Consider the following 21,918-nt stretch of genomic DNA (forward strand, 5'->3'; position numbering starts at 1 on the left):
CTGTCCGTTGTCTGTGATGTCGCGGCGAAACTGGCAATTGGCGGCTTCTGTCGGCTCAGCTGCCGTCTGGTCGGTTGCGCGTCGGGCCAGCGCGATCGGCCTTGGCGCCCTTGGAGTCGCGCTGTTCGAGGCTGCGCGCATAGGCGAGCAGTTCTTCGAAATCGAGGTCGATATGCTCGCGGGCGTGGCGCTGGGCTGCGCCCATGTCGGCGCCCTTCAGCAGTTGCACATAGGTCTCGTGGATGTCTTCGGCAGGCACCGGCTCTTTGCGCGCCCGCTGGTGGAGGGCAAAATACATCTGCAGCCGGCTGGTCAGCCGCTGCCAGGTCTCGAGCAGAACCGAATTGTCGGCCCACTCATGGATCAGCCCATGCAGTTGCAGAGCCGTTTCGATCTGCCTTGTGGTGTCGCGGTCGCGCGTCGCCTGCTTTACCGCCTCGTGGCGCCGGTCGAGCTCGTCGAAGAAGCGCTGGTCGCGCAACGGCCAGGTCAGTTCGATGGCGAACTCATCCAGCACCTTGTTAAGCGAATAGGCGTCATCGATGTCCTTGGCGGTTACGTCGATGACAAAAGTTCCGGCGTAGGGAATGCTGGTCAGGATGCCTTCCTGCACCAGTTCGCGCATCGCCTCGCGCAGCGGCGCGCGGCTCACCCGCATCTGCTCGGCAATCCTGAGTTCGTTGAGCTTCTGCCCGGGTTCCAGCTGGCCGGTCAGGATCGCGCACCTGAGCAGCGCCACGATCTCGGCGCGTCTTGTCGTATCTGCGATCGGAGCGAAATCCAGCTTCCCCATTCGGTCACTCCAGAAGGAACCGAAATCAAGACAAGCAGATTGTCGACAATCTAACAAGGCCCTATTTGTGAACTCGCGATTCCAGCAGAGTGTCGGCGCCTTCGGCCTCAGGCGGCCCGGCCGTAGAAGCCGATGCGCTCCTCGTCGCTGAACATCACGCCTAACTTCTCGTAGTAGGAGAACACCGCGATCATGCGCTCGTATTCGCCTTCGACAGTGGTCACGCGATGCGCGGTGTTCTTGCCGCGGAAGACGTTCAGCGTACCCGGCATCATGCGCAGTATCCTTGCCTCGGGGTCGCGTCCTTCGAGCAGCCTGGCGACGCCGTCGTAGTTGGGATTGTCGTCCGAGCGGAGATCGGTGCGGTATTCGAGATCGCCGCCGCGTTGCGCTGCCTGCAACAACAGGGTCGTGGTGAATTCCGAGCGATCGAAATGCCAGTTCAGCGCCTCGCCGGCGCGATAGGCCATCACATTGGTGCGCGCCAGCGGGTCCTGCATGACATGCAGTCGCGTCTTGCCCATCGCCGCCGCCAGGAAGCGCAGCAGCGGTTCGTATTCGTAAATGGCGAGCACGAGGCTGTCAGGAATTTGGTCGGCGCAGACCGTATGGCTGATGGTCTCGACCTTGCGCAGCGCGGGATGGTCCGGAGCGAGCTCCGGGATATCAGGCTTGAAGTAGATGTTGTGCATCCGCTTGTGCACGTGCGAGCGCGTCGCCATGACGGGCTGGATTTCCTGCACCGCCCGTTCGGCTACGCCGGGCCGCAAAAAACCTTCGAGATTGAACATGCCGTCGGCCTCCAGCGCCGCAATCGAGGTCTTCACGAGGCGCTTCCACTCGGCGCTGCCTTCACGGTCGAGCGGGTACCGGTCCAGATCGAGAATATCTTTCATCGTCTCATGCTCCAAGGTTTGGACACAGAAGACGGCAAAAAAATCTTTCTCTCAACGGCGAAAATTATTAGTCTTCCGCAGGAAAAACTTATGGAAGACTCGATGGAACGGCTCCCCCCGCTGAACGCGATCAAGGCCTTCGAGGTCGCGGCGCGCACCGGCAGCTTCACCTTGGCCGCCACCGAACTCGGCGTCTCCTCGGCGGCGGTCAGCCAGCAGATCCGCAATCTCGAGACCTGGTTCGGCAAGCAGTTGTTCGTGCGCAGCGGCAACCGCATCGCGCTGACCGACGCCGGTCATGCGATCTATCCGCAGACGGCGCGCGCCCTGGGCGACATCGCGGCGATCGGGCGGCGCATGCTGGATGGCAGCCTAAAAACCCGTCTCGCCGTCAGCGTGCCGTTCTCGCTGGCCGAATTGTGGCTGGCGCCGAGGCTGGCCGTGCTTCTCGACGCTTTCCCGCAAATGGCGATCGACGTTAGGGTCGAAGACGATCCCGTCGACCTGGTGCGCCAGAACATCGATCTTCGCATCAGCTATGGCGACTATCACTATCCCGGCCTGCGGCTCGTCCGTCTCGTCCATGACGATGTCCTGCCGGTCTGCGCGCCGGACTTTTGGCAGAGAAACGGCGACGGTGCCTCCAGCCTGGCGGATGTGCACGAGAGCATGTTCATCCATACCAACTGGGGTCCGAACTATGCCTCGCATCCGACATGGGCGGACTGGTTTTCGGCGTCAGGCGGCAGCCGCTCGCCTGACCCGTCGCATGGGCGGCGCGTCGGACTGTCCAGCCTGGCGATCACCTCGGCACGGCTGGGTCTCGGAATAGCCCTTGGCCAGAGGATCATGGCCCGCGCCGATCTGGAAGCGGGCCGGCTGATCGCGCTGTCGTCGGTCTCGGTCCGGCTCGGCCATCCCTATTGCGCCTTCATACCGCCGGCCAAGGCCGATCGCGCCGATGTCGCCGGCCTTGTCGAACTGCTCAGCAAAACGGCGCCCCCGGCTATGCCGAGGGCGCCGCTGGACCCGGCCTGATGGGGGGGTATCAGGTGGCCGGTTTCTGTGGCAGCGGCGAGACAGGCATTCCTGGGCCGATCTTCTGCAGATTGCCTGTTATCACCTGGTCGCCTTCCGCTACGCCGCTCGAGATGGCCACCAGATCACCATTGGTCGGCCCAAGCGAAACGATGCGCTGGTCGACGGTATTGTCCTTGCCGACGACGTAGAGGTACTTGCCGAGCTGGCTCGATCCCAACGCCGTCTGCGGCACCATCAGTGCATCGGGCTGTTGCTTGATGTGCAGTCTCACACGAACATATTGGCCCGGCAGCAGCGTGAACTTGGCGTTGCCGATCGTCGCCCGTGCGGTGATGGTGCCGGTCGAACGATCGACCGTGTTGTCGATGAAGGTGAGCTGACCTTTGTGGCGCGGTTCGGTATCGCCGGGAAGCAGGACGTCGACATCGATGGGCCCCACCGCGCGGGCTTCCTCGATCTGCGCCAGATCCGTTTCACTTGGATTGAAGGTGACATAGATCGGGTCGAGCTGCACCAGTGTGTTGAGCACCGTACCGGCGACGCTGACCAGCGTTCCGACCGAGGCCTGGTTGCGGCCGACGCGCCCGGCGAACGGCGCCTTGATTTCCGAATAGCTCAGATTGAGCTCGGCGGTCCGCACAGCCGCCTGGTTGACGGCGAGCGAGGCCTGGGCCTCACGCAAGCTGCTGGTGCGCTGGTCGAACGCATCCTTGGCGATGTATCCGCTCTTGGCGAGTTCGGTGCCGCGACCGAGGTTGGAACGGGCATAGTCGAGCGTTGCTTCGTCGCGCTGGACCTGAGCCTTCGCCTGTTCAAGGGCAGCCTGGAAATCCTCTGGAGCGATCTTGTAGAGAAGGTCGCCCTTCTTGACGTCGCTGCCGTCGGGCGCGACCTGCTCCTGCAGATACCCCGGCACGCGCGCCTGCAGCGTGATGCTGCGGATCGGCTCGGTGCGGGCGGCATAGTCGAGATAGATCGGGATCGTTTTCTTGACGACGCTCACCACCGGCACCGGCATGACAAACGCCGCCGCGGGTTCAGGTGTTGCCGCCCCTGCCGTACCGGCATTAAGGCCGAAATCGCCCATGTCGAGCAAGTGAACGCTCGCCACCGAGATCGCCCCAACGGCGACGGCTGCTCCCAACGCAATTTTCCATTTACGCATGATCAATTCTCCAATCCTATTCGGCCGCTTCGGCCAATCGCTCGAAAGCGGGTTCGGCAGTCGGTTCAGTCGGTTCGGCAACGGGTTCGCTCTTGCTGCCACGCTCGCGCAGCTGCTCGATAACCGCATAGAAGACCGGCACGAACACCAGCGACAGGATCGTCGCTGCGACCATGCCGCCAAAGACGGTGGTGCCGATGGACTGGCGGCTCGCTGCACCAGCACCTGTGGAGAACATCAGCGGCAGCACACCGAGGATGAACGCGAAAGCGGTCATCAGGATGGGCCGCAACCGCAGGCGCGCCGCTTCCATTGCGGCGTCGACGATGCTGAGGCCTTCCTCGCGCCGGCGCCGGGCAAACTCCACGATCAGAATGGCGTTCTTCGCCGCCAGCCCGATCAGCATGACGAAGCCGATCTGCGAATAGACGTCGATCTGCATGCCGCGCATCAACAGGGCGACAAACGCACCGAACAGCGCAAGCGGCACCGCGAGCAGGACCATGAAAGGCATGGCCCAGCTCTCATATTGCGCGGCGAGGATCAGGAAGACGAAGACCATCGCGAGACCGAAGACAATCGAGGCGATCGATCCGGCCTTGAGCTCCTGATAGGTGATCCCCGTCCATTCGTAGCCGAAATCCTTCGGCAGTGCCGTGGCGGCGGCACGTTCCATCGCGGCGACCGCCTGGCCTGAGGAGAAGCCGGATGCGGCACCGCCGTTGATCAGGGCCGACGCATTGTTGTTGTAATGCGGGACGGTTTCCGGGCCGACGATAGGCACCAGCTTGCCGAGCGTGCTCAACGGCACCATGCCGCCGGAGGCATTGCGCACATAGAGCCGCGAAATGTCGGCAGCACCCGCACGCGCATCCTTGTCGGCCTGGATCGTCACCCGGAAGGTGCGGCCGAACAGGTTGAAATCGTTCACATAGAGCGAGCCGAGATAGATCTGCAGCGTGTTGAACACGTCAGGCAGGCTGAGGCCGAGCAGCTTCGCCTTATTGCGGTCGAGGTCGTAGTTGAACTGCGGCGTCGAGGTCGAGAACGACGAGAACAATTGCTGCGGGTTAAGCTCGGGCTGTTTACGCGCTTCGGCCAGCACGGCTTGCGTCGCGTCGTTGAGCGCAGCGCTGCCGCGACCGGTCAGGTCCTCCACCTGGAATTCAAAACCGCCGGTCGTGCCGATGCCCGGGATCGAAGGCGGGTCGAAGCTCAGCGCGAACGCTTCCGGAAGTTCCATGAGCTTCGAGCGCACGTCGGCGACGAGCTTCGAGGCGCTCTGGTCAGGGCCGCGTTCGTCCCATGGTTTCAGGATGGCGAATTCCACCGCCGAGTTCGACTGGGCGGCACTTGTGAGGAAGTTCAAGCCGCTGATCGAGCCGACGATGTCGACACCGGGAGTGTTCTGCAGGATATCGCGTGCCTTCCGCGCCACCGCGTCGGTGCGTTCCAGCGATGCCCCATCCGGCAACTGGATGACCACGAAGAAATAGCCCTGGTCCTCGACCGGAAGGAAGGTCGAGGGCAGGCGCTGCCAGACGAAATAGGTGGCGACAAGCCCGGCCGCGAATATGCCGAGCATGATCCAGCGTAGGCGGATGAGGAAGCGCACACCATGGGCATAGGCATGCGACAGCCGATCGAAGCCCGTGTTGAACCAGCGGAACAGCACGAACTGCGTTGCCGGGCGGTGGCGCAGGAAGGCGGCGCTGAGCGCCGGGGTGAGCGTCAGCGAGACGAAGGCGGAGATGCCGAAGGAGATCGCCACCGTCAGCGCAAACTGGTTGTAGAGCCGGCCGGAAACGCCGGGTATGAAGGCGACCGGCACGAACACGGCCATCAGCACGGCGGTCGTGGCGATGATCGGGCCGGTGACCTCGGCCATCGCCGCGCGCGTGGCAGCCAGCGGTTTGAGGCCGGCCTCCAGCTGGCGCTCGACATTCTCGACGACGACGATCGCGTCATCGACGACGAGGCCGATCGCCAGCACCATGCCGAGCAGGCTGAGCATGTTCAGCGAGAAGCCGAACATGTACATGACGACGAGCGTGGCCACCAGCGACACGGGAATCGCGATCGTCGGGATGATCGTGGTGCGCCAGCTCTGCAGGAAGATGAACACCACCGCGACGACCAGGACCAGCGCTTCGCCGAGCGTGACCAGCACGTCGTGCATCGACGCCGAAACGAAACGTGTCGTATCGTAATGCATGGCGTAGCTGACGCCCTTCGGGAAACGGGCCGACAGTTCCTGCATCTTGTCCTTGACGCGCTGCTGCAGATCGAGCGCGTTCGAACCCGGCATCTGGTAGACCGCGAGCACCACGGTCGGGTCCTCGCCGAAGAACGCCGACGACGAATATTGCAGGGCGCCGAGTTCGATGCGCGCAACGTCGCGCAACCGCACCAGCGAACCGTTCGCGGCATCGGCGCGCACGATGATGTCGCCGAATTCCTTGGGATCGCTCAGTCGGCCGACCGCGTTCACCTGCATTTCGAAAGCGGTGCCGGCCGGCGCCGGCGACTGCCCGATCTTGCCGGCCGCGACCTGGACATTCTGCTCGGCGATGGCGTTTTGGACATCGACGGCGGTGATGCCGAGATTGGCGAGCTTGTCGGGATCGAGCCATACGCGCATCGAATAGCGCCGCTCGCCGAAGATCTGCACGTCGCCGACGCCGGGCAGGCGCTTCAGCGGGTCGACCACTTGCAAGTAGGCGAGGTTGCTGAGCGCGACCGGATCGACGGAGCCGTCGGGCGAGGTGAGATTGACGATCAGGACGAAGTTCGGGTTCTGCTTCTTGATCGTCACGCCGCCCTGGTTGACGATGGCCGGCAGCGAGGACGCCGCCTGTGAGACGCGGTTCTGGACATCGACGGCGGCGGTGCTCAGGGGATAGCCGACCTCGAAGGTAACGGTGATCGTCGATGAGCCGTCATTGGAGCTCGACGACGACATATAGGTCATGCCTTGAACGCCGTTGATCTGCTGTTCAAGCGGCGTCGTGACGGTGTCAGCCACGACTTGCGCACTGGCGCCCGGGTAGTTGGCGCTGACCACGACCTGAGGCGGCGTGATGTCGGGAAACTGCGAGACAGGCAGCAGGAAATAGCAGATCGCCCCGGCGAGCACCATGATGATGGCGATCGACGATGCGAAGATCGGGCGGTGGATGAAGAAGTTTACCATGACACGTACGCCTCGCCCGTTGCTCTCGCCTGGCCAAAGGCCTTGGCCACTCTGGACAGCCGCCGGCTGCGGCTGTGCCCGGAATCCTCCAGGAAACGAGGCGGCGCCTTGCGGCTGCGGCCTTGCGCATCCGCAAGGGTACGCAGCATCGTCTCGAAAGAGCGTGGGTCGACACGGTCGGCCTGCATCAGCATCCGGATCATCGGATCCTTCACAACTTCATCGATCGTCAAATCTTTGCGCTGCGACATCGTAGCGGCTCCTGGCTTGGCGATCTGCGACGTACGCCGCAGATCGGGTGGTCTTCCTGTTCGCGGCCAAAGTCGCCTGGGGCGCAGTTTCATGCCTGGGCCGATTCGGCGGAGGCTGTTCACAGGCGCCTGCGAGATTGACACGAGGCAATGGGGGTGTTACCAGTAAGTAACATCTAGAAGTTACAGACCGGTAACACCCTAGTCAAGAGGTGTACCGAGGGATTTTTCGGAAAATCCCGGAAACCAAGGAGGTTTTGATGGAAGACGGCACTGCGGAACGCATCCGCCCCCGGGATCGCATCCTGGAGACGGCACGGGATATGTTCCACAAGCATGGCATCAAGGGCGTCGGCGTCGACGCGATCACTGAGGCCGCAGGTACCAACAAGATGACGCTCTACCGTCATTTCGAGTCCAAGGACGATCTGGTCATCGAGTGCCTGCGGGCGACCGCATGCAGCGCCAACGCGATGTGGCAAAAGTTCGAGGCCGAGCACCCGGGCGACAAGCTTGCGCAACTGCACGCCTGGGTTCGGATGGCAGCCGACTGCCTGATGATGGACGGCCGCGGTTGCGACATGGCGAACGCCGCCATCGAATTGAGCGAGACCGACCATCCGGCCCGTCGGGTGATCAAGGAACTCAAGCAGGCCCAGCGCGACCGTCTGGTCGGCCTGTGCCGGGATGCCGGCATCGGCCAGCCGGAGCTGCTCGCCGATACATTGTCGCTGCTGCTTGAAGGCGCCCGGGTCAGCCTTCAAAGCGTCGGAGCCGAAGGCCCCAGCGCGCAATTTGTCCGCATGGCGGAAGGTTTGATCAGCTCTTTCAGGGCCAGATAGTCTCGCCAGCGGCGAAACGATCGGTAGCGTGTTCATTGCGAGCCGCGCCGCCGAATGCTCTTTTGTCCGTTCGGACGTGCCGTCATCGCGCTTCTCCTTTGCGGTCCGTCGCCGCACCATTCTGCTACCTGTTGCTTGTTGGTGAGGCAGGATAGGACCGACAACGAACTGGTGAGAGTGACAAGTGTGACGGGATTCCGACGGATCAGCTGATCGCGGCTGCAACATGCCCTACCGCTCGCACCTTTGCGGGCGAATGTGCTGTCGGCATCAACCCTGGTGACGGCCCCGGCGCTCATCCGGAGCCGGAACAAAAAAAGCCCGCTGCCGGGAGGAGGTGGCAGCGGGCTTGATGTCGAATACGGCACGGGAGGAGGGTGCGCCGCACTCAGCGTCGGCATCGCATCTGGGAGGAGTAGATGGCCGACACGCAACATATATGGGTTGCTTAATGATTCGGCAACCACAAAAGTTGCATAGCTGGTGTGCAGATTTGCGGCGTCGTCTCAAAATTCGCGATGTCGGTCTGGAGCACGGCGTCACTGCACCGGGACGTTTTCCTTGAAGATCAGGCGCGGTTCGATGAATTTCCGCGTCAGATAGGGCGCCGAGGAAGCAATCGAGCCGAGCAGGCGAATGACCGATTGCTCGGCGATCAGCCGTGCATTCTGGTCGATCACGACGTCGAGCAGATCGTCGACGAGATAGCCGCGTGTCGCCCTTGTCAAGTCGTGACAAATGAACACCGGCTTCCTTTGCGGCTTGGCTTCCAGCAGCGCTTTCGCCACGCCAGAACGTCCGGCGCCGACGCAATAGATGCCGAGCAGCTCCGGCTCATTGTGCAGCGCCTTCATCGTTGCCGTATAGCTGATATCAGGCTCGTCGTTGATCTCGACGGCGCTGGTCACGGTCAAATTGGGGAACTCCTCGCTGAGCACGGAGCGAAAGCCCATTTCGCGTTCCTCATGCCCGCGATAAGAGCGTGAGCCGACGATCATTGCCAGATGGCCCGGACGCCCGCCCAGGAAACGTCCCATCAAAAGGGCTGCGGTGCGCCCGGCGACACGGTTGTCGATGCCGACATAGGCCGATCGCGGTGCGCCCGGAACGTCCGACACCAGCGTGACCAGGCGGATGCCGGCCTCGACGATCTCGCGCAGGATGTTGCGCGTTCTCGGATGATCGATCGCGATGGCGCCGACGCCGTTTGCCTTGAGCGAGAGGTTTTCGACGGCCGCCTGCAACGCGTTCGGCGAGATCCCGGCGAGCTTGTGGATGCGGCAGGAGGCGACAAGCGGCAGGCGTGCCGCATAATCCTCGATATGATTTGCCAGATCCATCATGAAGGCATTGGAGCCGATCGGCAGGAAGAACTCGAGATGCGCCGGCCGCGAGGGCAACACGACCTGATCCACGACCGGCAAATAGCCAAGCTGCTTGGCCGCCTCCATCACCCGGTGCCGGTTGGCGGCGCTGGCGCCTGGCCGGTTGTTCAACACCCGGTCGACCGTTGCGGTCGACAGCCCGCAGCTTCTGGCGATGTCCGCAACGGTGGCTTTCATTGTCGCAGTCATAGGAGCGGATGTGATCCTGTACCAGAGATACGGCCAACCCGGCTTCCAACTGGCCACTCAGCCCTGCGATTGCTTCCCCTGGACGATGGCGTCGCGGATCTCCTCGTCGGACATGCCGGTGATAATCCGTTCGACCTCAGTGACGCTGGTGTTCTTCGGATCGATGTCATCGGCGACCACCTTGCCGCGGCGCATGACGACGATGCGGTCGACCACCTGGAAGACGTGATGGATATTGTGGGCGATGAAGATGCAGGAATGGCCCGAATCGCGGGCGCTGCGCACGAAGCTCAGCACACCTTGCGTCTCGGCGACGCCGAGATTGTTGGTCGGCTCGTCGAGGATGATGAGGTCGCTGTCGAAATGCATGGCGCGCGCGATCGCCACCGCCTGCCGCTCGCCGCCGGAGAGCGAGCCGATCGGCGTGGTTGGCGGAATGTTCTTCGAGATTCCGACCTGCTTGAGCAGATCGCGGGCGACCACGTTCATCGCCTCCTGGTCCATACGGTTGAGGAAACGCGGCGGCTTGATCGGCTCGCGCCCGAGGAACAGGTTGCGCGCGATCGACAATTGCGTGACCAGTGCCGAGTCCTGGTAGATCGTCTCGATGCCGTGGGCGATGGCGTCGCTGGTGCTGCGGAAGTCTACCTTCTTGCCGCGGATGAAGATGTCGCCGCTGGTCAGCGGAACCGCACCCGACAGCACCTTGATCAGCGTCGACTTGCCGGCGCCATTGTCGCCGAGCAGACCGACGATCTCCCTTTCGTTGACATGGAAATTGGCGTCTACCAGCGCCTGCACGCGCCCGTAGGACTTGCGGATGTTTTCCATGCGGACAAGCGGTTCGGCCATGGTTCAAGTCCCCGCCTGATGCCGGCGCTCCAGCCATGAGTGGAGCGCCATCATGCCGAGGATGATCGCGCCGATGAAGATGTTGTAGGCAAGGCCCGGCACGCCGATCAGCACGATGCCGTTGCGCATCACGCGCAGGATCAGGATGCCAAGCACGGTTCCGATGATGGTGCCGCGTCCGCCGGTCAGCGCCGTGCCGCCGATCACCACCATGGCGATGACTTCGAGCTCGTAGCCGGTGCCGCTGTTCGGGTTGGCCGCCGAGGTGCGCAGCGAACTGATGACGCCGGCAAGCGAAGCCATGATCGACGACAGGATGAACAGGCCGATCTTGACGCCGCTGACATTGACGCCGCGCGCCCTTGCCGCATTGGGGTTGCCGCCGGCCGCCTGGATCCAGTTGCCGGTCCGGCTCTGTGTCAGCACGTAACCGAGTGCGATCGCGGCTGCGATGAACCAGAACAGCGACATGTAGATGCGGAACGGCCCGATGAAGAAATCACCGACCAGCGCCTCGGCGAGCCAGCTGCCTTCGGCGCTCCAGGTGCGTTGCGGAAATCCGCTGGTGACGAACAGAGCGGTGCCGCGCACCACCAGCAGCATGCCGAGCGTCACCAGGAAGGATGGAATCTTGAGTTGCGTCACGAACCAGCCATTGACCAGCCCGATGAAGGCGGCAACCAGCAAGGCCACGATAAAGCCGGCTTCCAGAGAGGTGAGGCCGCTGTTGAAGAGCGTCCACATCAAGACGGGCGAGAAACCGAACAGCGATCCGACCGAGAGGTCGAATTCGCCTGAAGTCATCAACAGCGTCATCGCCAGTGCGATCAGCCCGAGCTCGACCGTGAAGGCGAGTATGTTGCTGATGTTCTGCGGCGACAGGAAGTCGTGGTTGAACCCCCAGAACACCGCGAGCTCGACGACAAGCAGAACGAAGGGCCCGAATTCCGGCCTGGCGATCGAGCGTTGGATGATGGAGCTGTTTTCCACGTTGGACCCGCGACATGGTTGGAACTGGCCAAGCCCGGCGCCGCATGCGGCGGTTCGAGGCTCGGCGGAATGATAGGGATGACCGCGGCAGCGTGCCGCGACCATCCCGATCGCAGTTTTATTTTCCGGACAGGATGTCGTCGTAGACCTGTGCGGTGTCCTTTTCGTAGAGTGCGCCGGTGATCACGTCGAAGCCGGGCGGAATGCCGCTGGCAGCCATGTTGGCGATCGAAAGCGCCACATAGCTGGTCGCCTGCGGATCCTGCCATTGTGCGGCATTGACGTAGCCGGTCAGCACCTCCTGGGTGGTGTCGAGCGAGTTGCCCCAGCCGACGACCGGGATTTCGCCCGGCTTGATGCCGGCTTGGTCGAACACCCGCTTGATCGAGCCGGTCACCAGGTCGCCGAGACCGATGATCGCCTTGACCTTGGCCCTGTTGGCGGTGAGGTAGTCGACCATGCGGTTGATCGCTTCGGCCTGATCGAGCGTGGCTTCGGTGATTTCATAAGTGATGCCGAGTGGCTCGAAGACGCTCTTGATGCCTTCTTCTTCCTGGACGCCATAGGTGGCGCCCGGGATTTCGACCGGCATCCAGACGAAATCGCCCTTCTTCACCAGGCCCTTGTCGACCAGATACTGCGCCCAGTTCTTGCCGAAGGTGACGTTGTCGCCGCCAACATAGGCGTTGAAGTCCGCCTTCGGATCGGGGGTGTTGAAATTGATGATCGGGATGTTTGCCGCCCGTGCTTCCTTAGCGAGCTCGATAAGGCTGCCCGGGTCGGGGCTGGTGGTGGTGATGCCGTCCGCTTTGGCGGCGATGGCCGCGCGAACAGCCTCCTGCTGGGACGACACGTCGCCATTGTGGAACGAGGTGTTGACGGTGTTGCCGGTGTCCGTCGCCCATTGCTTGGCGCCGGCGAGGAAGTAGGTCCAGACCGGATCGGCCGGGCCGCCATGCGAAATCCAGTAGAAGGTCTTGGCCTGTGCCGCCGCTGGGATGGCCAGCGCCACGATCAAGCCGAATACAAATAGTCGTAGCCTTGTCAGCATTTGATTTCCTCCCATTTTGAAAACGTCCTCCACCTCCGACGACGATCACGGCAAACCCTGATCGTATTTCTTGCCAGCGCCGATCTGGATGCATCAGAGCATCCGCTTTTTCGACATATGGCAAGCCTCCATTTGCCAGTGGTAGTTGGCGCGCGAGAAGGCGCCATCAGCAGTCCCATCAGATTGCATCAGTTTGGCTGATATTTTCCAGGCAGGCGGATCCTCAATTCGAGCACCAGGCCGGGACATCTCCGTCGCAGTCGGGGCGGGAACCTAGATAAGATCGGCCCTGGCGAGGTCGCGCATCAGATGGCTGGCACCGTAGGTCCAGTGGGGACAGTCGGGTGACAGCCGCACCCGGTTGACCAAGGCGCCGAATTTCTCCGATGAGATGGTGACGATGTCGCCGACCTTGTGCGTGAAGCCCTTGCCCTTTTCGCCGCGATCCTTCGACGGCACGAACATGGTGCCGAGATAGAGCGCCAGCCCGTCCGGATATTGGTGATGCGGACCCATGGCGGCCGCGACCAGCTCTTCCGGCGAGCGGCTGATCTCGGCCATCGAGCTGGCGCCCTCCAGCGAGAAACCGTCCTCGCCCTCGACCTTCAGGCGCACGATGGCCTGCTTCACGTCATCGATGGAAAAGTTATCGTCGAACAGCCGGATGAACGGGCCGAGCGCGGCCGAGGCATTGTTGTCCTTGGCCTTGCCGAGCAACAGCGCCGAGCGCCCTTCGACGTCGCGCAGATTGACGTCGTTGCCGAGCGTCGCGCCGACGATCTTGCCGCTGCTGGCGGCGATCATCGTGATTTCCGGCTCCGGATTGTTCCAGGTGGAAACCGGATGCAGGCCGACATCAGCGCCGAAGCCGACCGACGCCATCGGCTGGCATTTGGTGAAGATCTCGGCATCGGGGCCGATGCCCACTTCCAGATATTGCGACCAGGCGCCGCGCTGGATGAGCTTGGCCTTGATCTCCATCGCCTCCGGCGAGCCGGGCTTGAGCTTCGACAGATCGTGACCGATCAGCCCGGCAATGTCGGCGCGAATGGCGTCCGCCTTTTCGGCGGAGCCACGCGCCTGCTCCTCGATGACCCGTTCGAGCAGGCTGACGACGAAGGTGACGCCCGACGCCTTGACCGCCTGCAGGTCGACCGGAGAAAGCAGGTACGGTTTTTGCGGATCGCGCGCGGCCTGGAAACTGTTGGCGGCGATCGCATCAAGTGATCCGATCGGTTCGCCACCGGCCGCGTGGACGTACCCTGCTGGGTCTGGCATCTCGCAGACGTCGCGCACGGTTGGTGCCATGCTCGACGTGATGTCGAACACCGTGCCGTCGCGCACCGTGACCACCAGCGGATGGGGCGTATCGCTTGTCCGGGCGCGGCCGATGAAGAGGCCCTCGTTGGGTAGGAGAGTGGTGTTCGTCATGGCTTGCGGTCCTCTGCTGTCTTGTTCTGCTGCGACGGTCATCGCTGCCGGACCAGGTTCACAAACAGCCTGGCCAGCGGCGGCGGCACTTTCAACAAATTCCCGCCAAAGGTCTATCCCGTTCCTCGCGGTCGAGCCCTGCGCTGCATTTCGCATCGGCGGACGCCATCCTCTTAAATCCGCTGATGCCGAGATCAAACGCTCTTTCAAAATCATGAAATCCTCACTAGGATTTTCATTTGACGAATTGCATTCAGGTGCCCCTTGCCCCTACCGTTTTCCGATCCGATCTGGCACAAGCCGCCGGCGGCCCCTGCGTTCCGGTCGCTTTTTCCCGGCGGCCAGCGTGCCGATGTCGTCATTGTTGGTGGCGGGATTCTCGGTCTGTCGACAGCCTTGCATGCAGCCCGGTTCGGCCTTGCCGTGCAGGTGCTGGAAGCCGGCGAAATCGGCCAAGGCGCATCGGGCCTGAATGGCGGTCAGGTCATCCCCGGCCTGAAATATGATCCGGAATGGCTGCTGGAGCATTTTGGCTCCGAACGCGGCGAGGTCCTCGTCAATTTTGCCGCCTCGACGGCGGACGCCGTCTTCGAATTGATCCGCGACGAGAAACTGGCGGTGCCGTTCGTCCGTAACGGCTGGATCCAGGCAGCGCATACCGAGACGGCGCTGAAGGCGGTGGCGAACAGGGACCGGCAGTGGCGGAACCGTGGCGCCGATGTCCGGATTCTGAGCCAGACCGAGATCGCCGCGTTGACTGGCGCGCAGGGCTATCTCGGCGGCTGGCTCGACCGCCGCGCCGGCGTGATTGATCCGCTTGCCTACACGTCGGAACTGGCACGGATCGCCTCGGCCGCGGGCGTGAAGATCGCCGAACACCAGAAGGTGGTGCGCCTCGATAAGAACGCCGGCCTTTGGCGCATCTCGACGGAGAAGGGCGCCGAATTGCAGGCGAAGGCGGTCATTCTGGCGACGAACGCCTATACCGGCGACCTGCTCGCCGGACTCGCCGAGACGATCCTTCCGCTGCACTCCTTCCAGATCGCGACAGCACCGCTGCCGCCCGATCTGGCGGCCGGGATTCTACCGGAAGGGCAAGCAGTATCGGACTCACGCCGCATCCTCGTTTATTACCGCAAGAGTGCCGACGGGCGGCTGGTGCTCGGCGGGCGCGGCCGGATGGCGCTGCCGACCAGCGAAAGTGATTGGGCGCATCTCGAGCGCGCGCTGCTCCGGCTCTATCCCGCACTATCCGGCGTCGCCGTTGAAAAGCGCTGGTTTGGCCGGGTGGCGATGACGCCGGATCACCTCCCGCATATCCACGAGCCCGAGCAGGGCCTGATGGCCGCGGTCGGCTGCCAGGGCCGTGGTGTCGGCCTGATGACCGCGCTTGGCGAGCGCATTGCCGGCTATCTGGCGAGCGGCGACGCCAGGCAAATGCCGTTCCCGGTCTCGCCGATCCGGCCGATCCCATTCCACGTCTTTCGGCAGGTCGGCGTCGCCGCGACGATCGCCTGGTATCGTATGCTGGATGCATTCGAGCGCTGATTTTATGCCGATGCAGGAATCAGCTTGACAGTTTCATGATTCTGAAAAATTCTTGAGTGATTTCAAATTTCGATGGGCAACCCTGATGTCGACCATCGTTGCAAGGCAGCCGCTGCCGGAGTCCAGGTCCTCGACGGGTTTCCGGTTGGCCATGCTGCTGCCGGGCGGGCTGGTCACCTTCTTCCTGATCCTGTTTGCCCTCGGCCTCGTGGTTTTCCTCGCCCTTCGCGGCAATGACGGTTCGCTGCTGGGCGCCGGTTTCACTTTTGCGAATTTCATCACCGTGGCATCCGACCCGCTGTACTGGACGGTAACGCTGCGCTCGCTGGCCATTGCCGGCCTGGTGACGCTGGCCACGGTCGTCACCGCCTATCCCGTCGCCTACTACCTGGCCTTCCATGCCGGAAGGCGGCGCGGGCTGCTGCTGTTTCTGGTGACGCTGCCGTTCTGGACCAGCTATCTCTTGCGCGTCTTCGCTTGGAAGATCGTGCTTGCCTACAATGGCGTGCTGAACTCGGCGCTCATCGAAAGCGGCATCTGGTCCGAACCGACACTGGCGTTTCTCAACACGCCGGCCGCCGTCATCGTCACGCTGGCTCACGCCTATGCGCCGTTCGCCATCCTGCCCATCTATGTGGCGCTGGACACGATCCCGAAATCGCTGCTCGAAGCCGCATCCGATCTCGGCGCCAGACCGTTCACCAGCTTCCGCCGCGTCGTGCTGCCGAACTCGATGCCGGGCGTGCTGGCGGCGGCTCTCGTCGTCTTCGTGCCGACGGTCGGCGACTATGTAACCCCCGCGCTGGTCGGCGGCCCTGCCAGCACCATGATCGGCTCGCTGATCCAGGCCCAGTTCGGCAAGGCAAATGACTGGCCGTTCGGCGCAGCACTCGCCGTTGCCGTCATGCTGGTCATCCTTGCCGTGGTGCTGGTCGTGCGTTCCGCCGACCGCAGATTTGGCAGCCGGACATGAGCGCGGCGCGGAAAGACGCTAAGAAAGGTGGGAGTTGGCTCGGCGCCTACGTCCTTGTCTACCTGGTATTTCTGTATTTGCCGGTATTGCTGATCCCGCTGTTTTCCTTCAACGATTCGATCCAGGCGGCGTTTCCGCTGCAAGGCTTCACGTTTGAATGGTACAAGACGCTGTCCGGCAATTCGGCGCTGTCCGGCGCCCTTGCCAACAGCCTCGTCATCGGTGCAATTGCCGCCACCGGTGCCACGCTCTGCGGCATCACCGTGTCCTACATGGATCTCTTCGGCCGCTCGCCGCTTGCCGCCACGATCAGCGCCATCGCGCGGCTGCCGATCCTGATTCCCGGCGTCATCGTCGGCATCTCGCTGTTGATCCTGGTCAACCTCATTGGCTTCGGTCCATCGCGCACCGCCATCGTGCTCGGCCACATATTGGTGGCGCTGCCTACGACGGTGGTGATCATGAAAAGCCGCTTCGCCGCTATCCCCAAGACCATCCGTGAGGCGGCGCTCGATCTCGGCGCGTCCGACTGGACGACATTCAGGCGGGTCATGCTGCCGCTCAGCCTGCCCGCCATTGTATCAGCGTTCATGCTGGCCTTCCTGTCCTCCTTCGACGAGTTCATCGTCGCCTTCTTCCTCGCCGGCACCGAGCCGACGCTGCCGCTTTACATCTGGAGCCAACTGCGATTCCCGAAATCGCTGCCGACCGTCATGGCGCTGGGCACGGCCATCCTGGCCGTGTCCTTCGTCATCGCGGCAATTGCCGAAATCCTGCGCCATCGCGGGCTTACCGCCGCCCAGCGGCCGCTGCCCGCCAACCTGTCCAAACCAGAAGAAACCGAAAGAGGAGAACTGCAATGGCATTCGACCTGAAATCGATTAATCGCAAGACAGTCCAAGCCGGATTGGCAGCCTTCGCGCTGGCGCTTTCGTCGACCGTCGCGCTTGCGGCCGACAAGCTGCAATATTTCACCTGGTCGGGCTACGAACTGCCCGACTTCAACAAGAGCTTCCTCGCCGCACACCCCGATGGCGTCGAGGCCTCGATGTTCGGCGACGACGATGACGCCTTCACCAAGGTCAAGGCCGGTTTCCGCCCGGATGTCGCGCATCCCTGCTACGACAAGGTGGCGCGCTGGAACAAGGAAGGCCTGCTGCAGCCGATCGATACCAAGCGCATCAAGAACTGGGATTCGATCTTTCCGGTCTTCAAGAACCTGCCCGACCTGCAGGCCGGCGAGGGCAAGGTCTGGATGGTGCCGTGGGACTGGGGCAACACCTCGATCCTTTACCGCACCGATCTGGTGAAGAACCCGGAACCGAGTTGGAACCTGCTGTGGGACAAACAATATGCCGGGCGCATGGCGACGATCGACGCCGTCCACGATACGCCGGTGGTGGCGGCGCTTCTCGCCGGCGTCAATCCGTTCGACATGACGCCGGAACAGATGGAAAAGGTGGCTGAAAAACTGCGCGAGCAGCGCCCGCTGCTCTCCAACTACACCACCGACATGACCTCGGTCGAACAGGCGCTGGCGAGTGGCCAGTTGGTCGCCGCCATGACCTGGAACGCGTCGGCCACCTCGCTGAAGAAGCAGGGTGTACCCGTCGAGTTCATGAAGCCTAAGGAAGGCATGCTGACCTGGGCGTGCGGCTTCGTCATGCTCAAGGACGCCAAGAATGTCGACCTCGCCTATGATTTCATCAACAGCCGGCTGGAGACGGATTCGGGAAAATACCTGATTCAGGCCTATGGTTACGGCAGCTCAGACAGCTCGGCCTTCGCCGCGGTGCCGAAGGAGGAACTGGAAAAGCTGCAACTGCCGTCCGATCCGGAAGTGATGCTGAAGACCACCGTCTTCACCGGGCCGATGAAACAGAATGACGAACTCGCTAAGATGTTCGAGAAGGTCAAGGCAGGCGGCTGAACCTGGCTTTTCCTTCTCCCCTTGTGGGAGAAGGTGGCCGAGCGGAGCTCGGTCGGAGGAGGGGTGTTCCAGCTTGGCACCAACCGCACTCCGGCCAGCACCTCTCAACCGTCTCGGCCTGCGCGCCGATCTCCCTTCTCCCCCGGGGAGAAGGGAGAACCGCGCGGCGCCACTCCAGGATACCGAAAACGAGGTCGGGAAACAGATGGATATACTGGACCAAGCGGCTGAAAAGCCGAAAGACGACGCCGATGTGCGGGTCGGCCGGCGCGTGCGCGCGCTTAGGCTGGAACGCAGTCTTTCGCTGGCCGAGCTTGCCGCCAAGGCCGGCGTTTCGATCGGTGCTCTCAGCCAGATCGAGCGCGGCCTGTCCTCGCTTCGCGTCAAGGTGATCTGGCCGCTCGCCGCCGCTCTCGACATCGAGCCGTCGGCGCTGATTGCTGACGGCAACGATGCCGTCAGCGATCTCTATTGCGTGCGCGCCAACAGTCGGCGCCAGATCCCGGTGAAGTCGGAAGGCATTGCCAAGGCGCTGCTGTCGCCGCCGGCCGCTACGCTCAACGGCATGCTGGTGACGGTGGAAGCCGGCGGCGGCACCGTCGAAGCCTACGCCCATCCCGGCCACGAATTCGGTTTCGTCCTGTCGGGCGAAGTCGAACTCGTGATCGATTCAACCGCCTATGGGCTGAAGACCGGCGACAGCTTCGCCTTCAAGAGCACCTTGCTGCATGCTTTCCGCAATCCGGGCGCCGAGCGCTGCCAAATCCTCTGGGTCAACACGACCAAGCCGTCCGAGGTTCGCGATGGCGCCTGAACCTCTCGTCCGGCTGGATGCAGTGTCGAAGATTTTTCCTGGCGGCGGCGTCGGGCTGGACGCCGTCGATCTCGACATCGCCCGCGGCGAGTTCCTGACCTTGCTCGGCCCATCCGGCTGCGGCAAAACCACCAGCCTGCGGGTGATCGCTGGTTTCGAAAGCCCGTCGAGCGGACGGGTGCTGCTCGACGGCCGTGACGTTACTTCGCTGCGGCCGTTCGACCGTCCCGTCAACACCGTGTTCCAGGACTATGCGCTGTTTCCGCACATGGACGTCGCCGAAAACGTCGGCTTCGGCCTGTCGCTGCGCAAGCTTTCCGGGGCAGAACAGGCAAAGCGCGTCGGCGAAGCGCTCGACATGGTTGGCCTTGCCGAGAAGCTCGGCGCCCGCGTGTCCGAATTGTCGGGCGGCCAGCGCCAGCGCGTCGCGCTTGCCCGTGCGATTGTCTGCGAACCGCGTGTGCTGCTGCTCGACGAGCCGCTGTCGGCGCTCGACGCGCATCTGCGCGAACAGATGCAGGTCGAATTGAAGCGGCTGCAGTCGCGGCTCGGCACTACCTTCGTCCTGGTCACCCACGACCAAACCGAGGCGCTGTCGATCTCCGATCGTATCGTCGTCATGAACAGGGGCCGCATCGAGCAGATTGCGCCGCCGGCCACGCTCTACGACCGGCCCGCCACCAAATTCGTCGCCAGTTTCATCGGCACGATGAACCTGCTGCAGTCGCGCTTTGTCGGCCGTGACGGCGATCGGTTGCGTTTCGCCGCCGGCGCCTTGCCGCTCGAAGCCACATCGGAAACCGGCGAAGCGCCGGGAGAAGGCTCGATGCGAACCATCGGTGTGCGTCCGGAGGATCTTTTAGCGACGACCGAAGCAGCGACCGGCACCGCGCCGGTGCGGGTGAGCAGCATCATCTTTCACGGTCGCACCTTGCGCCTGCACGCCGAATTGGGGCAGGGGATACCAGTGGTGATCGATGCGCCACGCCGGGCGGAAGGTTTTCAATTCAGCGTCGGCGATGTGGCGCATATCAGCCTGCGCCGCGGCGCTAACTGCCCTATGCTACCCGGCTAATCTGATCCCCGTCCTTTCCAGAAAACCGGAGCACTACCCATGAGCAATCACCTGAACTTCTTTATCGACGGAAAATGGGTCGCGCCCGTGGTGCCGGCAACGCTGGATGTGATCGACCCGTCAACCGAAGAGGCCTATACGAAAATCTCGGTCGGCTCGAAGGCCGATGTGGATCGCGCCGCGGCAGCGGCGAAGGCAGCCTTTCCGGCCTTCTCGCAGACCAGCAAGGCCGAGCGCCTGCAGCTGCTGAAGCGCATCCTCGAAGTCTACAACGAGCGCTACGAGGACATCGCGCAGGCCGTCAGCCAGGAAATGGGCGCGCCGATCACCTGGGCGCGCGAGGCGCAGGCCTGGGCGGGCAGGGCGCATATGGAAGCCACTATTCATGCGCTGGAGGATTACGAATTCAGCGAGAAGCGCGGCACCACCATGGTGGTCAAGGAGCCGATCGGCGTCTGCGCGCTGATCACGCCGTGGAACTGGCCGCTCAACCAGATTGTCTGCAAGGTGGCGCCGGCGATCGCCGCCGGCTGCACCGTCGTGCTGAAGCCTTCCGAGATCGCGCCGATCAGCGGCATCGTCTTTTCGGAAGTGATGGAAGCGGCCGGCACGCCGAAGGGGGTCTATAACATGGTCAACGGCACCGGTCCCGATGTCGGCCAGGTCATGGCCGGCCATCCGGATGTCGACATGGTCTCGTTCACCGGCTCGACCCGGGCCGGCATCATCGTCGCCAAGACGGCGGCCGAGACGGTCAAGCGCGTGGCGCAGGAACTCGGCGGCAAATCGCCCAACATCGTGCTTGCCGATGCCGACTTCGAGAAGGCCGTGCGCAAGGGCGTCAACGCCTGTTTCGGCAATAGCGGCCAGTCCTGCGATGCGCCGACGCGCATGCTGGTGCCGGCCGCCCGCCACGATGAGGCGCTGGTGATCGCCAAGAAGGCGGCAGAGGCGCACAAGGTCGGCGATCCGCGCTCGGAAGAGACCAAGCTCGGGCCGGTGGTCAGCAACATCCAGTTCGACAAGATCCAGCGGCTGATCGAGGCCGGCATCGCCGAGGGTGCTACGCTGGTCACCGGCGGTCCCGGCCGGCCGGAGCATCTTAATCGCGGTTATTACGTGCGACCGACCGTCTTCGGCCACGTCAAGCCGGGCATGACCATCGAGAAGGAGGAGATTTTTGGGCCGGTGCTTTCGGTCATCTCCTATGATGACGATGACGACGCGGTGAAGATCGCCAACGACACGGTCTACGGCCTCGCCGCCTATGTGCAGTCCGGCGATATCGACCACGCGCGAAAGATCGCCGGCCGCCTGCGCGCCGGACAGGTCTCGATCAACTATCCGGAGTGGGACACCTTCGCGCCGTTCGGCGGCTACAAGCAATCGGGCAACGGCCGCGAATATGCCGACTGGGCAATCCACGATTTCCTCGAGATCAAGGGCATCATCGGCTACGGCGCTTAGGGCTTAACCCGAACAGCGCCGCGCATCCAAGA

The 21,918-nt window shown here is 63.0% G+C and carries 19 protein-coding genes; 9 read left to right on the forward strand and 10 right to left on the reverse strand.

Annotated elements, in window-relative coordinates:
• Positions 1–55: 55 nt before the first annotated feature.
• Positions 56–793 carry a GntR family transcriptional regulator gene (locus BQ8482_RS08010; RefSeq protein ID WP_123146968.1) on the reverse strand — a complete coding sequence of 246 codons (738 nt, stop codon included), beginning with the start codon at positions 791–793 and terminating at the stop codon, positions 56–58.
• 107 nt (positions 794–900) lie between these two features.
• Positions 901–1,689, reverse strand: a complete 789-nt coding sequence (locus BQ8482_RS08015) for a HalD/BesD family halogenase (protein WP_123147460.1) — start codon at positions 1,687–1,689, stop codon at positions 901–903.
• 102 nt (positions 1,690–1,791) lie between these two features.
• Here BQ8482_RS08015 and BQ8482_RS08020 point away from each other — a divergent pair, with 102 nt between their 5' ends.
• Positions 1,792–2,727: a LysR substrate-binding domain-containing protein gene (locus tag BQ8482_RS08020; protein WP_123147461.1), complete on the forward strand. Its 936-nt coding sequence runs from the start codon at positions 1,792–1,794 to the stop codon at positions 2,725–2,727.
• 10 nt (positions 2,728–2,737) lie between these two features.
• Here the strand turns inward: BQ8482_RS08020 and BQ8482_RS08025 are convergent, their stop codons facing one another.
• The 3 genes from BQ8482_RS08025 to BQ8482_RS08035 are packed head-to-tail and all read right to left on the reverse strand — an operon-like array spanning position 2,738 to position 7,339.
• On the reverse strand, positions 2,738–3,895 hold the full coding sequence (locus BQ8482_RS08025) for an efflux RND transporter periplasmic adaptor subunit (protein WP_123146969.1): 1,158 nt from the start codon (positions 3,893–3,895) through the stop codon (positions 2,738–2,740).
• Positions 3,896–3,911: 16 nt separating this feature from the next.
• On the reverse strand, positions 3,912–7,088 hold the full coding sequence (locus tag BQ8482_RS08030; RefSeq protein ID WP_123146970.1) for an efflux RND transporter permease subunit: 3,177 nt from the start codon (positions 7,086–7,088) through the stop codon (positions 3,912–3,914).
• Entirely contained in the window at positions 7,082–7,339 is a 258-nt protein-coding gene (locus BQ8482_RS08035) for a hypothetical protein (RefSeq protein WP_123146971.1), read from the reverse strand. The genes BQ8482_RS08030 and BQ8482_RS08035 overlap by 7 nt, the downstream gene beginning before the upstream one ends.
• Before the next feature lie 260 nt (positions 7,340–7,599).
• Here BQ8482_RS08035 and BQ8482_RS08040 point away from each other — a divergent pair, with 260 nt between their 5' ends.
• Positions 7,600–8,181, forward strand: a complete 582-nt coding sequence (locus tag BQ8482_RS08040; RefSeq protein ID WP_123146972.1) for a TetR/AcrR family transcriptional regulator — start codon at positions 7,600–7,602, stop codon at positions 8,179–8,181.
• 539 nt (positions 8,182–8,720) lie between these two features.
• Here the strand turns inward: BQ8482_RS08040 and BQ8482_RS08050 are convergent.
• The 5 genes from BQ8482_RS08050 to BQ8482_RS08070 all read right to left on the reverse strand — a co-directional run bounded on the left by BQ8482_RS08050 (position 8,721) and on the right by BQ8482_RS08070 (position 14,079).
• Complete coding sequence (locus BQ8482_RS08050; protein ID WP_123147462.1) at positions 8,721–9,743, reverse strand: LacI family DNA-binding transcriptional regulator; 1,023 nt, start codon at positions 9,741–9,743, stop codon at positions 8,721–8,723.
• 69 nt (positions 9,744–9,812) lie between these two features.
• On the reverse strand, positions 9,813–10,607 hold the full coding sequence (locus tag BQ8482_RS08055) for an ATP-binding cassette domain-containing protein (RefSeq protein ID WP_123146973.1): 795 nt from the start codon (positions 10,605–10,607) through the stop codon (positions 9,813–9,815).
• 3 nt (positions 10,608–10,610) lie between these two features.
• Positions 10,611–11,597: an ABC transporter permease gene (locus tag BQ8482_RS08060; RefSeq protein ID WP_123146974.1), complete on the reverse strand. Its 987-nt coding sequence runs from the start codon at positions 11,595–11,597 to the stop codon at positions 10,611–10,613.
• A gap of 118 nt (positions 11,598–11,715) precedes the next feature.
• Positions 11,716–12,648 (reverse strand): substrate-binding domain-containing protein, encoded by a 933-nt coding sequence (locus tag BQ8482_RS08065; protein WP_095491966.1) that lies wholly within the window; start codon positions 12,646–12,648, stop codon positions 11,716–11,718.
• Positions 12,649–12,921: 273 nt separating this feature from the next.
• Positions 12,922–14,079 carry a fumarylacetoacetate hydrolase family protein gene (locus BQ8482_RS08070; RefSeq protein WP_123147463.1) on the reverse strand — a complete coding sequence of 386 codons (1,158 nt, stop codon included), beginning with the start codon at positions 14,077–14,079 and terminating at the stop codon, positions 12,922–12,924.
• A 264-nt stretch (positions 14,080–14,343) separates the two neighbouring features.
• Between BQ8482_RS08070 and BQ8482_RS08075 the strand changes: the two genes are divergently transcribed.
• The 7 genes from BQ8482_RS08075 to BQ8482_RS08105 all read left to right on the forward strand — a co-directional run bounded on the left by BQ8482_RS08075 (position 14,344) and on the right by BQ8482_RS08105 (position 21,886).
• The gene (locus BQ8482_RS08075) at positions 14,344–15,627 is read left to right on the forward strand and encodes an NAD(P)/FAD-dependent oxidoreductase (protein ID WP_123146975.1); all 1,284 of its coding nucleotides are present in this window, start codon (positions 14,344–14,346) and stop codon (positions 15,625–15,627) included.
• 85 nt (positions 15,628–15,712) lie between these two features.
• Positions 15,713–16,600, forward strand: a complete 888-nt coding sequence (locus BQ8482_RS08080) for an ABC transporter permease (protein WP_123146976.1) — start codon at positions 15,713–15,715, stop codon at positions 16,598–16,600.
• On the forward strand, positions 16,597–17,475 hold the full coding sequence (locus BQ8482_RS08085) for an ABC transporter permease (RefSeq protein ID WP_123146977.1): 879 nt from the start codon (positions 16,597–16,599) through the stop codon (positions 17,473–17,475). Before BQ8482_RS08080 ends, BQ8482_RS08085 begins: the two co-directional genes overlap by 4 nt.
• The gene (locus BQ8482_RS08090) at positions 17,460–18,530 is read left to right on the forward strand and encodes an ABC transporter substrate-binding protein (protein WP_123146978.1); all 1,071 of its coding nucleotides are present in this window, start codon (positions 17,460–17,462) and stop codon (positions 18,528–18,530) included. Before BQ8482_RS08085 ends, BQ8482_RS08090 begins: the two co-directional genes overlap by 16 nt.
• A gap of 205 nt (positions 18,531–18,735) precedes the next feature.
• Positions 18,736–19,344, forward strand: coding sequence for a cupin domain-containing protein (locus BQ8482_RS08095; protein ID WP_123146979.1), 609 nt, complete (start codon positions 18,736–18,738; stop codon positions 19,342–19,344).
• Positions 19,334–20,419, forward strand: a complete 1,086-nt coding sequence (locus tag BQ8482_RS08100) for an ABC transporter ATP-binding protein (RefSeq protein WP_123146980.1) — start codon at positions 19,334–19,336, stop codon at positions 20,417–20,419. The genes BQ8482_RS08095 and BQ8482_RS08100 overlap by 11 nt, the downstream gene beginning before the upstream one ends.
• A 39-nt stretch (positions 20,420–20,458) precedes the next feature.
• The gene (locus BQ8482_RS08105; protein ID WP_123146981.1) at positions 20,459–21,886 is read left to right on the forward strand and encodes an aldehyde dehydrogenase family protein; all 1,428 of its coding nucleotides are present in this window, start codon (positions 20,459–20,461) and stop codon (positions 21,884–21,886) included.
• Positions 21,887–21,918: the final 32 nt, after the last annotated feature.

Source organism: Mesorhizobium delmotii, from assembly GCF_900149755.1.
Taxonomy (GTDB): domain Bacteria; phylum Pseudomonadota; class Alphaproteobacteria; order Rhizobiales; family Rhizobiaceae; genus Mesorhizobium; species Mesorhizobium delmotii.

Excerpts from the sequence above, each read along its gene's own strand:
- BQ8482_RS08085 (WP_123146977.1), top strand. The coding sequence starts at position 16,597 with ATGAGCGCGGCGCGGAAAGACGCTAAGAAAGGTGGGAGTTGGCTCGGC.
- BQ8482_RS08015 (WP_123147460.1), bottom strand. The coding sequence starts at position 1,689 with ATGAAAGATATTCTCGATCTGGACCGGTACCCGCTCGACCGTGAAGGC.
- BQ8482_RS08050 (WP_123147462.1), bottom strand. The coding sequence starts at position 9,743 with ATGAAAGCCACCGTTGCGGACATCGCCAGAAGCTGCGGGCTGTCGACC.
- BQ8482_RS08105 (WP_123146981.1), top strand. The coding sequence starts at position 20,459 with ATGAGCAATCACCTGAACTTCTTTATCGACGGAAAATGGGTCGCGCCC.
- BQ8482_RS08030 (WP_123146970.1), bottom strand. The coding sequence starts at position 7,088 with ATGGTAAACTTCTTCATCCACCGCCCGATCTTCGCATCGTCGATCGCC.
- BQ8482_RS08080 (WP_123146976.1), top strand. The coding sequence starts at position 15,713 with ATGTCGACCATCGTTGCAAGGCAGCCGCTGCCGGAGTCCAGGTCCTCG.
- BQ8482_RS08090 (WP_123146978.1), top strand. The coding sequence starts at position 17,460 with ATGGCATTCGACCTGAAATCGATTAATCGCAAGACAGTCCAAGCCGGA.
- BQ8482_RS08020 (WP_123147461.1), top strand. The coding sequence starts at position 1,792 with ATGGAACGGCTCCCCCCGCTGAACGCGATCAAGGCCTTCGAGGTCGCG.
- BQ8482_RS08095 (WP_123146979.1), top strand. The coding sequence starts at position 18,736 with ATGGATATACTGGACCAAGCGGCTGAAAAGCCGAAAGACGACGCCGAT.
- BQ8482_RS08055 (WP_123146973.1), bottom strand. The coding sequence starts at position 10,607 with ATGGCCGAACCGCTTGTCCGCATGGAAAACATCCGCAAGTCCTACGGG.
- BQ8482_RS08035 (WP_123146971.1), bottom strand. The coding sequence starts at position 7,339 with ATGTCGCAGCGCAAAGATTTGACGATCGATGAAGTTGTGAAGGATCCG.
- BQ8482_RS08040 (WP_123146972.1), top strand. The coding sequence starts at position 7,600 with ATGGAAGACGGCACTGCGGAACGCATCCGCCCCCGGGATCGCATCCTG.
- BQ8482_RS08100 (WP_123146980.1), top strand. The coding sequence starts at position 19,334 with ATGGCGCCTGAACCTCTCGTCCGGCTGGATGCAGTGTCGAAGATTTTT.
- BQ8482_RS08070 (WP_123147463.1), bottom strand. The coding sequence starts at position 14,079 with ATGACGAACACCACTCTCCTACCCAACGAGGGCCTCTTCATCGGCCGC.
- BQ8482_RS08065 (WP_095491966.1), bottom strand. The coding sequence starts at position 12,648 with ATGCTGACAAGGCTACGACTATTTGTATTCGGCTTGATCGTGGCGCTG.
- BQ8482_RS08010 (WP_123146968.1), bottom strand. The coding sequence starts at position 793 with ATGGGGAAGCTGGATTTCGCTCCGATCGCAGATACGACAAGACGCGCC.
- BQ8482_RS08025 (WP_123146969.1), bottom strand. The coding sequence starts at position 3,895 with ATGCGTAAATGGAAAATTGCGTTGGGAGCAGCCGTCGCCGTTGGGGCG.